We start from the raw sequence: 14,503 nt of genomic DNA, 5'->3' as shown, positions 1-14,503 counted from the left end.
CGATCGCTCCGCCACCTACTGTAAATTGGGCGGCAAATACAATCGAGTTAATTATATCTCCAGATCCACAATAGCTAACATAAGGCAAAATATGTTACTTCTGTGTCCTGGGCATAACGAGCTTTCTATACAGAAAATCAGAACATATAAATGTTTCTATACTAGATATTCCGTCGACCTTCCGAATCTTGTTGTCGAGTAGCGCATATAAATCATCTCGGTCCACGCATATCACTTCCATCATGATGTCGTACCTGCCTGCACAAATGGCCAAGTATGCAACTGACGAAAATCCCGCTAAAATATCAGCGACTTCAGTGATACTGCGGTTAGCGGAGACTCGAACGGATACCCAAGCACTCAGCGCATACCCTAAGATCTTCGGATTCGTAATCGCGAGCACTTGCAGTGTGCCATCGTCAACAAGGCGCGAGTATCGATTACGTATCTGACTTTCAGAAACCTCCAAGAGTCTCGCGATTTCAAGAAAGGGCTTCCTTCCATCTTCACTCAGTAGTCGAATTATGGAGAGGTCGACCGGATCTAGATTGTATTTTGGAGGAACATTCCCCTTGTTTGGCTTGTCTTGTGCTCGATCCCAAGCTGGCTGCTGGTAATGCAGTCGAAGATAAGGGAAGACCTCCAGGTCTCTGATCCCGGCTATCTTTCTGAGACCGTTATCTATCTGAGTGGCAAGTTCACTATCATCGTGGCAGACGAGCTCCACTAAAATATCATAAGCTCCGAGTGCCGTTACGGCGTAATCCACAACCTCCAATTCGAAAAGACGTTCGGCGAGTTCATTGCGTGACGTGCCCTGATCCACTTTGACGCCTACCATGGCTATGCTGTGGTAGCCGATCGATCGAGGATCAGTGACCACAGTGATGTCCATGCAGCCGGTTGAACGGAGATCGGCAATCCGTTTGCGGACGGTTTTTTCGGCCAATTGCAAATCGTTCGCAAGCGCAACAAACGACATCCTGCCGTCGGATTGAAGCAGCCGAATGAGCCTCACATCGATCTCGTCGATCGCTGTATTGGGACCAGCGCGTAGGAGATTTGCCTTCTGCATTTGCGGCATGCCTGCTACTTCATCCATTTCCAACCCAATCCTTTCCGACCTCGTCGTTGGCGCCACAACCATGAATCGCCACTGTTTTTCGTGGCGGGGTGCTGTGACGCCGAAGCTCGTTTTGTATACGTCCCGTTGTTTCAACTTGATAGCCCAGAGCTTTATTGCTTCCCGCGATCATTTCGACCTTCTGGCACTCAACCATAGCAAAACCGCCGCAATTCGCTCGGTTTGACATTTGCAATCCGCTCCGACGCTGGGGATCTCCGGAATGCGCTCGATACAGCTATAAACTCATTATTGCTGAACGTCACATCTCAGATTCGCATTCCGACGAATTTAGAACTTTTTGTGTCGCTTCGGTCGCGAAAAAAGGTATCATTTATCAAATGCGAGATGAAATTCTCCCTTTTGGTTGTTTTCCTACGCGCTGGAAGGGTCGACGTCAAATTCAATCCCGCACCTAGTTGCAGACGGCAACGGCTTGGTTATTCCATTAAACAAAACAAAGAGGGTGAACCACAATGAATAAGTTAACTGCTTCAATGATCGCGTTGGGCGCTATCGTTGTATCGACGTGTTCAGCGCACGCCTGGACCATTGACGCTGTGAAGACCGAGCCAGAGTTCGATCTCCAGCAAAAAAAGCTCGTGCCCACGACATACACGTCGCTGGAGAAGGCGGACGTCACAAAAAAATGGAAGATTTGCGTCTTGCTTCCCCATACGGACAACCCGTTCATGGTATCGGTGTTATACGGTGCGGTAAATGAAGCGAAGCGCCTTGGCCTTCATATGGAAGCGCAGTCTGCCGGCGGCTATTCAAATGTCTCGCGGCAGATAGATCAGCTTGAGAGCTGCGTTGCTCTCGGGATGAACGCTATTGTGCTTGTCTCGACGTCCACCTCAGGGCTGGATGCCGCAATCGCAAATGCTGCCAGCAGAGGCGTCGTGGTCATCGACACGATCAATGGCGTGACATGCGACAAGATCACCGGCCGAGTTGTCACTTCCTATCGTAAGATAGGTGAAACGTTCGGTGCCTATATGGCCAAAGCGCATGCCAAGGGCACAGGAAAAACAGACGTCCTTTATATGGCTGGACCCGCCGGAGCGAGCTATGTCGGCTTCATGGAAAGCGGCTTCAAGGACGCCATCAATGGATCCGATCTCTCGATCGCCAAATCTCTCTATGGTCCAAGCAGCAAATCCGGCCAGCTGCCATTGGTTGAGGACGGTCTTCTTGCATATCCCGATGTGAAGTACATCGTTGGTAATGCTGGCGCTGTAGAGGCTGCTTCGGATATTCTGCGGGAGAAGGGCAAGACCGACATCGCGCTCGTATCAGGTTTTGTAACGCCGCAGGTTCTTTAGGGCGTCGAGCGCGGAGAAATCCAGGCAACCGTATCGGCGTCGGAGGTGATGCAGCCTGCAATGGCGATCGATATGGCTGTAAGGGCGCTCGAGAAGAAACTTGAGATCAAGGACATCGCGCCAAACTCTTTCATAATCGATAAAGAGTCGACAGGTGCTCGTGCCAGCGCTCAAACTCGGCGGCATCTTTTATCACAGACGACCTCTCGGGCACCAACCCGCGTGACGATGGATTTGTCGGGCTGAGAGCACCTGAACCGATGCAGACAGGCACATTGCTATCAATAAAGAAATCGGCCGACCTCAAAATTGTGCGGAGCCTGCTGTAGCTTTTTTCTGACGTAACTTGATTCTGAGTGCCGGCGTTTTGAGGCAACAATCTAGCTTACCATTCGATAACGTTGGGACGAAGCGATGCATCCGTCCCAACTAATTTTTCAGACGGTCTTCTGCTTGTAATAAGTGTCTTTTTTTAGGACCTTGCCGTCCTGGAACTCCCACAGATCACACCCAAGCGTGTCGATGACAGAACCATCAGGGGCCGTGCCGCGGACTCGCCATTCACTCAGCGCCTTGTCTCCAAATATCCAGGTTTTATCTTCTGTCCAGCGGATGTCTGGACTTGCAGAAAATCGTGCATTCAATGCTGCCCGTATGGCATCTGGCCCTCTCAATGTGCGCCCAACCGGCTCAGGCCCGATGGGCGCAAGCATGACGCCATCAGGGGCGAAATACAACGCGACAGCGTCGGCATCATGGCTATTGAAAGCAGCCATGATCTTGTCCATCAATTCCAGTGTGAGCTTCTCTGACATATTGATTGTTCCTTTCTGGCGCTGTGCTCGCTAAGGTTGAGCAACTTCTGATAAAGGGGGCCGTCACGTCGGTATTGGCGTTGAGCACGAATTTGCCGCAATCTGCTATCGGACATCTCGCTATCATTGTCCGCTGAGGAAGAATGGTCTCGGTCTGGCGATGGGAAGCGACCGTGTCTCTGTCACCAATCACAAGAGCTGCGGCACGTCCGCCCCTCGAGCTGGCCGGTGATTGGTTGATTATCGCGGTGGATGCCGATTTCGTCTGACTTTTCCAGTTATTGAAAACGACTTCTCGCCGCAGCACGGAAATGGGGTCGATCGAGAGCTTTAGGCATAGGTATGTCCCCGGTCCCGAATAGATATCGTGATGACAAGCAATCTGCCTGAAGGTTTTGGCACCGCATGCTTTTTGCATAGCTGAACGGTCAGCTTCTTTTACCCGAGGTGTCCGTAACGTCGCTATGAGCGGCGACGTTGATGCGCCGCTGCAGACTGGCTGATTTCCCAAGTCCCCAAACAAGGGCCGACCGCACGTCCAGGAATGCGCGCGGCCAGCGAGTACCAACGCGACCGTAGAGCCGCGAGAACTTCTGTGTGGCATCCACAACGGGCCGTTGCAATTTTTCCCAGCGTTGCAGAGCAAGCGGCACATCCACTGCGCCCGAGACTACTTGCGCCAGCACGAAGCCGGTCTGCATCGAAACCCCTGCGCCCTGCCCCAGGTTCGGCGACATCGCATGCGCCGCATCGCCGATGATTGCCACTCGGCCAACGTGCCACTTTCTACAGGCTACATCGCTGAACCCGGCCCAGCGACCATTGTCTGTGAGACGCTCAATATAGCTGGAAAGCGCCGGGAAGGACTTTGTCCACGATGCCTTATCCGGAGGCGAGAGTTTTCCGGCGATATCGTTCGCGGGGCAGCAGATGTACAAATAGACGGTATCCTTGCTTGCCGGCACGACGCCGACCCGTCGCCCTCCATTCCAGTATTCGAGAGATCTGCCTGCAGCATCGCTTGGCAAGCGGTTGATAAGGTAGCGGCCGCAGCCGTCCCGAAGATCCGTAACCCTCTTGGTCAGCCCAAGCGAGTTGCGGACAGCGGAATTCACACCATCAGCGCCGACAATAAGATCGGCCTTGGTGCGGCGACCATCCTCGAAAAGAAGTTCACCATCAGGCGTTGCTCCAGTCACGCGCGAGGACGTAACAATCTCGACCCCAGCGCGGAGCGCTGCATTGGCCAAGGATCGATGAAGCTGACTGCGGAGGATCGTATAAAGCCGCGTTCCTTGCATCATCCAGCCAGATTGCAGCAGGCGCTCGCGCTCGTCGCGGATTTCCCAGTACTCGTTTTTTTCGCCACCGTCGATCGCCTCATCGTAGGCGCCAATGGCCTCCAGGACCCTCAGCGCATTTTCCCACATGAAGATTCCGGCGCCGATCTCCCGCAATTCCTCACTGCGTTCGTGAACACGGACGCTCCAACCCTTGCGGGCAAGAGCGGCCGCTGTTGTCAGCCCTGCAATGCCGCCGCCGGCGATCTCTGCGTACATTTGTCTTGTCATAGTGCCTCCATAGCGCCTACGGCGGGCTTGCTTGGCTTGCGGCTGCCTGTTGTTTGAGGCTGCGGCCGCTCATTCAACTATGCAGTTCGGCTAGGAAGCGGGTTCGCAATCGGTCGGCGATGACAGCAACGACTAGGATCGTCCCAATGACCACCATCTGCAGGTAGGAGTCGATGCGTGCGAGGTTCATGCCGTTCTGCACGAGGCCGATGAACAGGGCACCTAGAACGACGCCACCGACCCGGCCGATGCCGCCGCTCAGGCCCACTCCGCCAATGACGCAGGCAGCGATGGATTCAAGTGGCATCGAGGCCCCGATATTTGCCTCGCCGGTCGAAAGCCGCGCCGTCAGCATGAGGCCGGCAATCGTCGTGAGGCCGCTACACATCAGGTAGGTTGCAAGAAGTGTCGAGCGTGAATTGATGCCGGAAAGCCGTGCCGCCTTCATGTTACCGCCGACTGCATAGATGTATCGGCCGAGGCGTGTCCAGTTGAGCAGCACGTACATGAGCACAACAAGCAAAAGCGTGACGTAGATAGGGATCGGAACAGTTGCGATGGTGCCGAAACCGAGCACGGCACCGAAGGCTTCCGGCATGCCGTACACGGGAACGCCGCTTGTCAGATAGAGCGCGATGCCGAAACCAACGGAGGTCATACCTAGCGTCATCATAAAAGGGTTGACGCCAAGAAGCGCGACACCTGCGCCGTTGATCAGGCCGATGATGGAGCCAACCAGTAACCCAGAGACCATGCCAGCAACAATCGCCAGCCATATCATGTCAGGAAAAGCGTTAAGTGCGGCAACCATAGCGAGCGCACTTACCACCGAGGTGACAGCGAGCGTCGTCCCGACGGAAAGGTCGATGCCGCCCGCGATCAACGCCAACATCTGGCCAAGCGAAACGATTGTTAGATAGCTCGACTGCCGCGCGACGTTCATGAGGTTACGCGTCGACAGGAAGTTGCCTGACATCGCCGTGAAGCAGACGAGCGCGATGATCAGTAACACTGGCAACACGCCGATACGCACGAAGGCAAGCTTGGCGGTTCGGGCAAGGCTCGAACGCGGCGAGGCAGCCAGGCTGCGTGAGAGCGGCAATTCCGTCATGATGCGTCTCTTTCGAAGAAATGGCTGAGAAGATTTTCCTGGCTGAGGTCCGCCTGCGCTATTTCTGAGCGTATCGTACCGCGATACATTACGTAGGCACGGTGGCTCAGATGCAAGATTTCTGGTAGGTCAGATGAGATAAGCAAGATGCCTGCCCCGGCCTCGCAGAGGTCACGGATCAAAGCGTAGATCGCTACTCGTGTGCCGACATCGACTCCGACTGTTGGCTCGTCGAAGATGAAAAAATCGATCTTGCGCGCTAGCGCTTTGGCGATAACGATCTTCTGCTGGTTGCCGCCGGAGAACTGGTCGACGCTACGCTCGAGGTCCATCGGCCGCAACTCGACGTCTTGGGCGAGCTTTTGTGTTATTTTCGCCTCAGCCGAGCGCTTCAGGAAGCCAAACCGCGTGAAGGCGTTGTCGTCCAGCGAGGAAAGCGCGATGTTCTCGCGACCGCCCCGCGCCATGACGAGTCCTTCGTTGCGGCGGTCGGAGGGCAGGTAGAACATGCCGTCCTTCAACATGGCTGACGGCGAATGGCCTGTGGTGTCCCGGCCCTTAAAGCGAATGCGGCCCGCACGAACTCTTTCTAATCCGAATGCGGCGCGGCCGATTTCACCCTTGCCGCAGCCGACAAGTCCCGCGATACCCACTACTTCACCGGCCCGCACTTGGATCGAGGCGTCGCGGACCACGCCGCCGGCAAGTGTCAGGTTTTCGATTTCGAGCATCAGCGCAGCTGGAGCGAAACCGATGTTCGGAAAGACCTGCTCAATCACCCGGCCGGTCATTAATTCGATCAGGCGCTCTTCGGAAATGTCCTGCGCATCGAGCGTCGCAATCTTGCGGCCATCACGCAACACGGTTACCCGGTCGCCGAGCCGTTTGATCTCTGCCATGCGATGCGTAATGTAGATGACACCCGTCCCATTCTTCTTGGCCGCATCGACAAGCGCAAACAGCCGATCGGTTTCCTTTTCGGTGAGCGAAGCCGTTGGCTCGTCGAGGATCAGAACGGCGATGTCGTCGACGAAGGCCTTGGCAATCTCCACCATCTGCTGGTCGGCGCGCGATAGATAGGCGACTGGTTGGTCGTTCTTCAGGTCAAAGCCGAGATGGTCCAGAATGGCGCGTGCTCGCTGGCGCAGTTCCGCCTTGTCTAGGAACGGGCCGCGGGACGCCTCCTGCCCAAGGAAAATGTTCTCCTCGACCGTGAGTTCTGGGACGAGCGAGAATTCCTGGAAAACTGCGCGCACGCCGGCACGGCGCGCCAGCTGGACGGAGCGGAAATCGACCAGTTCGCCGCGCAGCCGGATCTCACCCGCCGAAGGCCGTGAAGCACCAGCTATCATCGAAATCATCGTCGATTTGCCGGCGCCATTTTCGCCGAAGAGGACGTGCACTTCGCCGGCCCGTAGATCGAAATCGAAATCGGCGAGCGCCAATACGCCAGGATATTGTTTGGTCACCCCGGAAAGGCTAAGCAGGGCGTCCGTTTCAGGCCGGTATTGACCTGAAACGGGACCTGTCTGGTCGAACACCTTTATCGACACGTCAGTTTACCTTGAATACCGGCTTAAAGTCGTCGGGTGCGACCGACGACAAGGCGTCAAATTCCTTGACGTTGGCGGAGTCCACGAGCTGCAGCTTCGGCCCTGCATGCTTGATGAAATCCTGCTTTGAGAGGATCCGCACCGCTTGGTCCACTGCGATGCGCGCCTGTATGACGGCGAGGTCGGTCGGCGCAGCCATGATGTCGCCCTTGACGATGCCCTGATAGATGGCTGGCGTCATGTAATACGAAACGAGCTTGATCTTACCGGTCAGAGCGCGCTGTTTCAGCACCTGGATTGCAGCCTCGATCGTCGGCGCTGTACCGACGATGTAAGTTAAGTCCGGGTTCGCCTCGAGCGCATCCTCGACGAGCTTCAGTTGCACTTCCTTACCAGTATCGCCGTAGCGGGTATCTACGAGATCGACGTCACTGCCCTTGATTGCCGCGTCGAAACCCTTGTTGCCGGCCTCGACCCAACCAGAGCCGGCCGGTCCCGGGAACCAGGCAACCTTGACTTTGCCTGTGCCTTGTGGGTGCTTCCCGGCAATATAGCGACCTGCGCCGGCACCCATTTCGCCGAACGAGACGAGCGACTTCGCCGCTATGTCCTTGGAAGTGACGCCGTTCATAAAATCAATGACCGGAATTCCCTGCGATGAGACTTCCTTGATCATGTTGTTAAGCCCGTCTTCAGAAATCGCGCCGATGATCACTGCCTCCGCACCGCTAGCGACGCAATCTTCGATTTGCGAGATTTGTTTGGCGAGGTTGGTGTATCCGCCAGCTTCCAGTACGGTCATCGTGAGGCCTTGGCGCTTTGCCTCTTCCGTGACGCCATAGTCGACGGACATCCAATAGGCGTCCTTTATGTGTGGTACAGAGACGCAGATGTTGTAGGGCTTGGAAGGTTTTGCGGCCGGAATATATTCGATCGTCTTGCGCGGGCTTGCCATGTCGAAGGCCGGCTCCCAGGATTCTACGGCGACCGGATACCACGGCTTGTCCTGCGAGAGCGCCGAGCCGATAGAGCCTGCGACGAGGACGGATGACAGTAATAAAGTTCCCACTCTGTTGTTCATTTTCACCTTCCCAGTTGATGTACGCTATTGACTTCGCAAAACCGAAACGCGGCGTCTCGCGCGGCGAGACGGCAAAAATCGACACAGACCGCCAAACCGATTGAGATAGAGATCAAGGGTCCCTCAGATCGATATGGCGTCGTGGATAGTTTTGGTTGAGAGGGAACTTTTTACAGGGGCGAGCACCATGCACCCCACTAACGAGACGGCGTTTTTAACGGGGAGGCCGTTGTCACCGCAAAGAGCTTCGGCATTGGCAATACTCAGCGCACAAACACTGTCTGTGCGAGCTTTCAACCAAGCTTTGCCCGTTGCCACGCGCGGACAATCCTCAGGCCGCCAAAAGACGCCAAATTTTCGTTTCGTCACGTTCCCACTCGAAATGTTCGATTTTCGTTTTTTTTATAGATTATACGCACGTCATTCGTTGTCAAATTGTTTTTTCACGTAACTTTTACACATTGGCGCTGAGTGCCAACGAAGATGCTTCGTCTTCTCTGAGTCGCGTTGAAAACATACGCTCATCAGACCTTGATCGCCGAGATCGAGTCTGAGTGTCGTCGGCGGACAACAAATTCAGAGGTGCCGCCTTCTAGGGCTTGCGAGAGCAGCAAGACAGAGACGGCCTCTTCCAATTCGAGAGGTAAAACTTGCCCACGCGTTTGCTTATTTGAGTGGGGTGAATGGCTCGCCTTTGGATGCGCAAGAATGCGACATATCACAGGCGGGTAGGTGGCTGGCGCAGTGCAAACGCCTCCCGCGAGACCACCCAGGAACATAGCTTGAGGCCCATCATCGCGGAGGGAAGCTACATCCTTGAAGCAGGCAGCACCTCGACCGATAGGGTTATGGGACGCAATGACCGGCCGACCGCGATCGTCGTCGCCAACGACCTCTTTGCACTTGGTCAGACCAACTGGCTTGCCGGGGCCACGGCTTCCGCGCGCCGGGATCAAGGTGTCTTGATGCCTTGTTGATCATTGCGAAAATACACTTCAGTCGCTCGAAACGCTCCATCGGCCCGTTTGCATTGAACAACGACATCGATCGATGCTCTCAGCAAGTTCAAGACTTCAGCACGCTCAATGTCTCGCCCCGCATCGGACTCCTTTATCAAGAGCGTCAGCTGTTCGAATGCGAGCGCGACGGAGTCGGCATGCACAGTGGTAATGGAACCCGGGTGGCCGGAGTTGACGTTTCGAACGTAGTGGAAGGCGGTGCCATCACGAAGCTCCTGCATGAGGATGCGATCGGGGCGCATACGAAGACTAGATTCTAATAGCTCCTTCGGACCTGCATGGGACAAGCCTTGTCGGTCCTTCGAATAGAACAATCGCACATGGTTCGGTTGCGGGACAATGAGCTCAGGGGTGTCCTCGATCGAAATGACCCGCTCTTCCTGCGGAATATGCTTTATCAGGGCTTTGGAGAGGGTTGTTTTCGCTGAACCCGTTGCTCCCGAAATTAGAATGTTCTTCCGGGAGACGACCGCCTGTCGCAAGAATTCTTTGAACTGACCGTTACGGTAGAGGTTAAGCAACTCGCCATCGTCGCTAGGCGCATCCGTCTCAACGGTTCGTGTGCTCGCAAAGAACTGCCTTTTCTCCAAGTCCTCGAGCGTAAAGTCGACGGATGACGGTTTGCGGATCGTCAGGCTCACCGTGCCCTTTAGCGTTGCAGGAGGGATGACAATCTGGATCCGCTCGTCGCCTGGAAGGGTCGCTGAGAGGATCGGTCTTCTTTCGTCGATTGATTGATGCGAAAAGCTGGCGACGGCCCGGGCAAGCCGCATGAGTTTGTCGAAGGAAAGCTCCGGAAGATCATGGGTCCGCCACCCACCGGGTCCTTCGGTCAGCACCTGCCCGGGCCGATTGACGATCACCTCATAGAGTGAGGGATCCTGCAAGAACGCCGAAAACGGCCTCAGCAACTCACGAACAACCGCCGCATCCTGCGCTTCTGTCATCGCCGCGCTACTTCGTTACCAGCTTCGAGTCGGGCGCGAAATCCCCCAGCACCGCCCGATCGAGAATGCGGTTGCGTGGCTCCGTCACGCGTAGGCGATAGATTCCGGAGAAATCCAGATCGCGAGCGACGAAGATCGAGACAAGTTCGCCCTGATGCTTGTTCAGCGTCGGGGGGATGTTTATCGATTGCTCGACGGCGATCGCGGCCGCCTGTTGGCCGGCGCTGGTCGTGTTTTGCGCATCCACATCGCTATCCTGCAAGCGACTATTCGCGTAGCTGGTCGCATCTCCAACGATGGAAAGAAGCAAAGCACTGCCGAACCGCTCCCACCAGTGCGTATCCACATAGCCGTCAACGCCAGCGCGGCCAAGCGCATCGGTCGCAGGAGATGCGAGCGTAACGATCACGCCCTTTGGCGTCTTGGCCCTGTTCCACAACACAAACAAGCGCTTCTGCCCCCGTTGCAGTCCACCACGATATTCGCCAACGACCTGGGTGCCCTTTTCCATGAGAACGACCCTGCCGTTGTCGGAGAGAACGTCTCGATTGATCACGCAACTGGTGAACCCGGGCTGGTCGGACGCCAGGGCGGTTTCCAACACACAGGGGATCGGCGTTCCCATTGCGACGATGAAGTCACGATTGCCGAGAGTGCCTGCCCGCGAACCCTCGAGCTTCGTCGGCCGCAACAGACCATCGAAACGCTGCTGGTCGCTATTCTGTGGGTTCTGGTTCATCATGGTGCTGTCGAGCGGTAGGAAGTTGCTGTTCGCGTTCATCTCCGAACTCTCCGCTTCGCGGCGCTGCGTCGCATTTTTCTGCCCGCCGCTGAAGGCCATCACCGGCGCACGACGCGCCGAGTCGAGCAATTCGTCCTTTTCCTCGGCAACAGGTTCCACAACCGGGGTCGGAAGCTTCGCCTCGGGGACGACCTCCTTTGGCTCGACCTTCTCCTTGGCGGCTTCGAAGGGCGTCGTCTGGCGAATGACGATGCGATCCGGTTGCGCGTTTTCATCTTTTGCGTTCTTGCCTGTCGTTGACCACAAAGCGAAGCCGATGAACGCCACGACGGCGAGTGCAACCGCGCCTCGCTTCAGAACCGGGCTGTTATCGATCCGCCGGCCGGTGACGGTTTCGGCGCGCTCACCGGGAATGCGGTCTTCATCTTCCTGGGCCATGGTCTCCCCTTTCCTACTGAGCTGCGGCATCGCCCTTGACGATGCGCTCTACCGACGGTGAGGTCGTGTTGGTGTCCGGATTGATGCCGACACGGTCGTAGGCCTCGTTGAAGACGCACAGCACGTCCTTGCCGCGGCGAAGGATGAACTTACGGCTGATTGCGTGAACCATCACCAGGTTGCCATCGACGGATTTCGGAACCAGGCTCTCGGAGCCGTCGGAATTCTCCATGTAGATGGCCGGCATTTCCTGATTGCCGACAAAAGCGAAGGTCGTGACCTTGCCGTTGTCATAGACGCTCTGCGGTTCCAGCGCCTGCGATCCCTGCGCTGAATAACGCCAGTTGCGCGGCCCGTACGCTTCGTGAAGCGCGAGCACATTGTCAGCTTCCTTCGCCTGGTTGGCCAACGCGCGAGCGGCGGCCTGCTGGCGGCGAAATTCCGCTTCATCACCGGGATAGCGGAATTTCACATAGAAGTACGTGTTCTGCCCGACCGCGACGGAGCCATCGCGGACGGTGAGCTCCATCTGGTAGCTGCGCGTCGAGCCGTCCCGCCGCGTCGTCACCACGGAGATGTTCGTCACCGGTTGATTTTCGCGCGGCTTCAGGAACAGGATGTTGCCCGCCGGCGCCACCTCCCACGCGACGCTGTTGCCGAGCGCGACATGCGCGATCTCCTCGTCCGCCGCGAATTCGACCTGCACGGAGGAGCGCAAGGTGCCGACGATCCTGGTAATATTGAACGGCTGGTAGTTCACGAACCGGACGCGGCTGTCCTGCGACGCGCCGCGTGGAATTTCCAGCGCAACGGCCGACGAAGCGGCTTCCGCAATCAGAGCCGTAGCGAGAATGATTTTTCGTATCAATTGATTGCCTCCGGATCGGCGCGGTATTCGCTGACCGCAAAGCCGAGGGGGTTTACAAGCCGATCCGTCGACGACATCGGGGCGTTGGCATAGGAATAGGTGAGGGTCGCAACCCAATGGCTCGTGCGAACCTCGTCTCCACGTGTGATCGTCTGCATGTAGCGAACCGAGACCACGTTCTGATTGATCAGCGAGATCGACGCGATGTTGATCCTTGCCGTAGCAGCGCGGCCGTAAATGTTCTGCGGCGATTCCGGATTGCTTCCGCGATAGATCGCAGAGAACCGCGCCTGCTCGGCCTGCGTCGAAAGCAAAGCAATCGTGCGAAAGTTCTCCTGCGCCTCGCTCCAGACATACCCTTCTCGCGCGCGGACATATTTGGCAGCAAAATACTTGGTGACGGCCTCATCATAGGTGCCGGCGGAAGAGGTCAACGCGGAGACAACATCGACGATACCCGTGGAATTGTCGACGCGCACAACAAAGGGTTCAACAGTCTTCAGCGGGGTCAGTCCCGCGACCGCAAAGACGGAAACGCCGGCGATGACGCTGGCGACGACCGCAATCGACCAGGCGATCCGATTCGACCGCTCGATCTGCATCATCCGATCCTGATCGAAACGCCGCGCCTTCTCGAAATAGCTCTTGAGATTGTCTGTCGAGACCATGTCCTCACCCCGCGCAACGGCGATGCGAGCCGTCGATATCAAGGTGGGCAAATGCAGCCGGTTCCCTGCCCTCCTCGGCATAAGGCGTGGCCGAGGAAGAGGATCGCCGATCCGAATGCGGGCGCTTCAAAGTGCTGTCGCCTTCCCATTCCCACATCGCGCGGTTCAACGGGCGACGCGAATAGCCGTCGCACTTGGGAAGCGGATAGGTCAGCGAAGCGCACCCTCCGAGTAAGAGAAGCATGACAAGCGAAACAGTGGTCTTGATCATATTGGAATGGCCTTTTCTTATTATCGAGATGCGCTCACCCACCGGCGCTTTTTGAGCCAAACGCACTGCCCGCGAAACGCGCGCCGCGGCCGATCATCTGGCCTGTGTATCGGGTTCCCCTGGCGAGCATCCCCTCATGCGCATCCCGCGCGGTAGTGTAGCCGTAGGCCAGCGATGCTCCGCCGGACGCAAGGGCTGAAGCGATCGCCGGCAGTTGGTAGAAGACATAGAGAGCAGCGATGCCGATGGCGCAGAGCGCGATCGGGCGCATGAGAACGTCGGTATAGGCATCGATCGCCGTGAAGGTGGAATCGAGGCACGAGATCAGTAGCGCGCCGACGGCGACGACGAGAACCTGGAGGATGACGAAGTTGGCGAGCTGCCCGATCCAGGCCTCGGTGAAGCGACGCGTCGATTGGAACATAGCGAGAGCGATGAAGATCGGACCAATGGCCAGCACAATGGCCAGTGCCAGTCGCGCGTAGAGCGAGACGACATAACCGATGCCGGCGACCAGAAAGCTGACGCCGATCACCATCATGCCGCCGATACCGGTGACGATATCGACCGGCCAGGAGGCGCGAGACCAAATGTCGGTCGCGGAAGCCTGGCCCTTGTCGAGCAGACTGTCGAAGGTGCTGGCGCTGGGCGTCGTGCCGGTGTTTAGTGCCTGGGCGATCTCGCGCGGCAGGATATCGAAAAAGACGTTCGTGACGTAGGTCTGGTATTCGCCGGCGTTTTTCACCAGCATGACGATGATCGCCAGCTTCATCGCCCGGAACGCAAATTCCAGGACTGGGTCCTGCACTGACCCGCGTAACACGAGGTAGCCGTAGAGAATGACGTAAAGCGTCACCGCTGCCGTCAGCGGGCCGCTCACCCATTCGGCAATGTTCGAGGTGCCTTCCGAGACGAACGTCTCCAACGGCGTCTTGAACTGCCCATCGATGAACTCGAACACCTGATACATG

The 14,503-nt window shown here is 56.7% G+C and carries 13 protein-coding genes; 1 reads left to right on the top strand and 12 read right to left on the bottom strand.

Annotation, left to right across the window (positions count from 1 at the left end):
• Nucleotides 1-94: 94 nt before the first annotated feature.
• Entirely contained in the window at nt 95-1,102 is a 1,008-nt protein-coding gene (locus B5M41_RS17140) for an Lrp/AsnC family transcriptional regulator (protein ID WP_134652865.1), read from the bottom strand.
• Nucleotides 1,103-1,599: 497 nt separating this feature from the next.
• On the opposite strand from B5M41_RS17140, the gene torT (B5M41_RS17135) reads away from it, so the two are divergent.
• A complete protein-coding gene (gene torT / locus B5M41_RS17135) occupies nt 1,600-2,448 on the top strand; it encodes a TMAO reductase system periplasmic protein TorT (protein ID WP_134652862.1) in 849 nt (282 codons plus the stop codon).
• Nucleotides 2,449-2,885: 437 nt separating this feature from the next.
• On the opposite strand, the gene B5M41_RS17130 is transcribed toward torT (B5M41_RS17135), so the two are convergent.
• From B5M41_RS17130 to B5M41_RS17080, 11 genes are all read right to left on the bottom strand, one after another.
• Nucleotides 2,886-3,263 carry a nuclear transport factor 2 family protein gene (locus B5M41_RS17130; protein ID WP_134652860.1) on the bottom strand — a complete coding sequence of 126 codons (378 nt, stop codon included), beginning with the start codon at nt 3,261-3,263 and terminating at the stop codon, nt 2,886-2,888.
• 428 nt (nt 3,264-3,691) lie between these two features.
• Nucleotides 3,692-4,822, bottom strand: coding sequence for an FAD-dependent oxidoreductase (locus tag B5M41_RS17125; protein ID WP_230640175.1), 1,131 nt, complete (start codon nt 4,820-4,822; stop codon nt 3,692-3,694).
• A gap of 85 nt (nt 4,823-4,907) precedes the next feature.
• Entirely contained in the window at nt 4,908-5,945 is a 1,038-nt protein-coding gene (locus B5M41_RS17120; RefSeq protein WP_134652856.1) for an ABC transporter permease, read from the bottom strand.
• Nucleotides 5,942-7,498, bottom strand: a complete 1,557-nt coding sequence (locus B5M41_RS17115) for a sugar ABC transporter ATP-binding protein (RefSeq protein WP_329959096.1) — start codon at nt 7,496-7,498, stop codon at nt 5,942-5,944. The genes B5M41_RS17120 and B5M41_RS17115 overlap by 4 nt, the downstream gene beginning before the upstream one ends.
• 1 nt (nt 7,499) lies before the next feature.
• Nucleotides 7,500-8,579 (bottom strand): TMAO reductase system periplasmic protein TorT, encoded by a 1,080-nt coding sequence (torT, locus tag B5M41_RS17110; RefSeq protein WP_230640174.1) that lies wholly within the window; start codon nt 8,577-8,579, stop codon nt 7,500-7,502.
• 952 nt (nt 8,580-9,531) lie between these two features.
• A complete protein-coding gene (gene virB11, locus B5M41_RS17105) occupies nt 9,532-10,545 on the bottom strand; it encodes a P-type DNA transfer ATPase VirB11 (RefSeq protein ID WP_134653089.1) in 1,014 nt (337 codons plus the stop codon).
• Between the two features lie 7 nt (nt 10,546-10,552).
• The gene (virB10, locus tag B5M41_RS17100) at nt 10,553-11,725 is read right to left on the bottom strand and encodes a type IV secretion system protein VirB10 (RefSeq protein WP_134653091.1); all 1,173 of its coding nucleotides are present in this window, start codon (nt 11,723-11,725) and stop codon (nt 10,553-10,555) included.
• A gap of 13 nt (nt 11,726-11,738) precedes the next feature.
• The gene (gene virB9 / locus B5M41_RS17095; protein WP_268998370.1) at nt 11,739-12,593 is read right to left on the bottom strand and encodes a P-type conjugative transfer protein VirB9; all 855 of its coding nucleotides are present in this window, start codon (nt 12,591-12,593) and stop codon (nt 11,739-11,741) included.
• Nucleotides 12,590-13,261: a VirB8 family type IV secretion system protein gene (locus tag B5M41_RS17090; RefSeq protein WP_134653093.1), complete on the bottom strand. Its 672-nt coding sequence runs from the start codon at nt 13,259-13,261 to the stop codon at nt 12,590-12,592. Before B5M41_RS17090 ends, virB9 begins: the two co-directional genes overlap by 4 nt.
• A gap of 4 nt (nt 13,262-13,265) precedes the next feature.
• Nucleotides 13,266-13,532 carry a hypothetical protein gene (locus tag B5M41_RS17085; protein ID WP_134653095.1) on the bottom strand — a complete coding sequence of 89 codons (267 nt, stop codon included), beginning with the start codon at nt 13,530-13,532 and terminating at the stop codon, nt 13,266-13,268.
• 34 nt (nt 13,533-13,566) lie between these two features.
• Entirely contained in the window at nt 13,567-14,502 is a 936-nt protein-coding gene (locus tag B5M41_RS17080) for a TrbL/VirB6 family protein (protein WP_134653097.1), read from the bottom strand.
• Between the last annotated feature and the right edge of the window lies 1 nt (nt 14,503).

This window comes from Shinella sumterensis (genome assembly GCF_004514425.2).
GTDB classification, from domain to species: Bacteria; Pseudomonadota; Alphaproteobacteria; order Rhizobiales; family Rhizobiaceae; genus Shinella; species Shinella sumterensis.
Note: the sequence above shows the minus strand (reverse complement) of the source record. Positions and strands in the feature narration are given on the sequence as shown.

Coding starts and splice junctions, on each gene's coding strand:
- B5M41_RS17080 (WP_134653097.1), bottom strand. CDS start 14,502: ATGTATCAGGTGTTCGAGTTCATCGATGGGCAGTTCAAGACGCCGTTG.
- B5M41_RS17085 (WP_134653095.1), bottom strand. CDS start 13,532: ATGATCAAGACCACTGTTTCGCTTGTCATGCTTCTCTTACTCGGAGGG.
- B5M41_RS17130 (WP_134652860.1), bottom strand. CDS start 3,263: ATGTCAGAGAAGCTCACACTGGAATTGATGGACAAGATCATGGCTGCT.
- B5M41_RS17120 (WP_134652856.1), bottom strand. CDS start 5,945: ATGACGGAATTGCCGCTCTCACGCAGCCTGGCTGCCTCGCCGCGTTCG.
- torT (WP_230640174.1), bottom strand. CDS start 8,579: ATGAACAACAGAGTGGGAACTTTATTACTGTCATCCGTCCTCGTCGCA.
- B5M41_RS17090 (WP_134653093.1), bottom strand. CDS start 13,261: ATGGTCTCGACAGACAATCTCAAGAGCTATTTCGAGAAGGCGCGGCGT.
- B5M41_RS17140 (WP_134652865.1), bottom strand. CDS start 1,102: ATGGATGAAGTAGCAGGCATGCCGCAAATGCAGAAGGCAAATCTCCTA.
- B5M41_RS17125 (WP_230640175.1), bottom strand. CDS start 4,822: ATGTACGCAGAGATCGCCGGCGGCGGCATTGCAGGGCTGACAACAGCG.
- virB11 (WP_134653089.1), bottom strand. CDS start 10,545: ATGACAGAAGCGCAGGATGCGGCGGTTGTTCGTGAGTTGCTGAGGCCG.
- torT (WP_134652862.1), top strand. CDS start 1,600: ATGAATAAGTTAACTGCTTCAATGATCGCGTTGGGCGCTATCGTTGTA.
- virB10 (WP_134653091.1), bottom strand. CDS start 11,725: ATGGCCCAGGAAGATGAAGACCGCATTCCCGGTGAGCGCGCCGAAACC.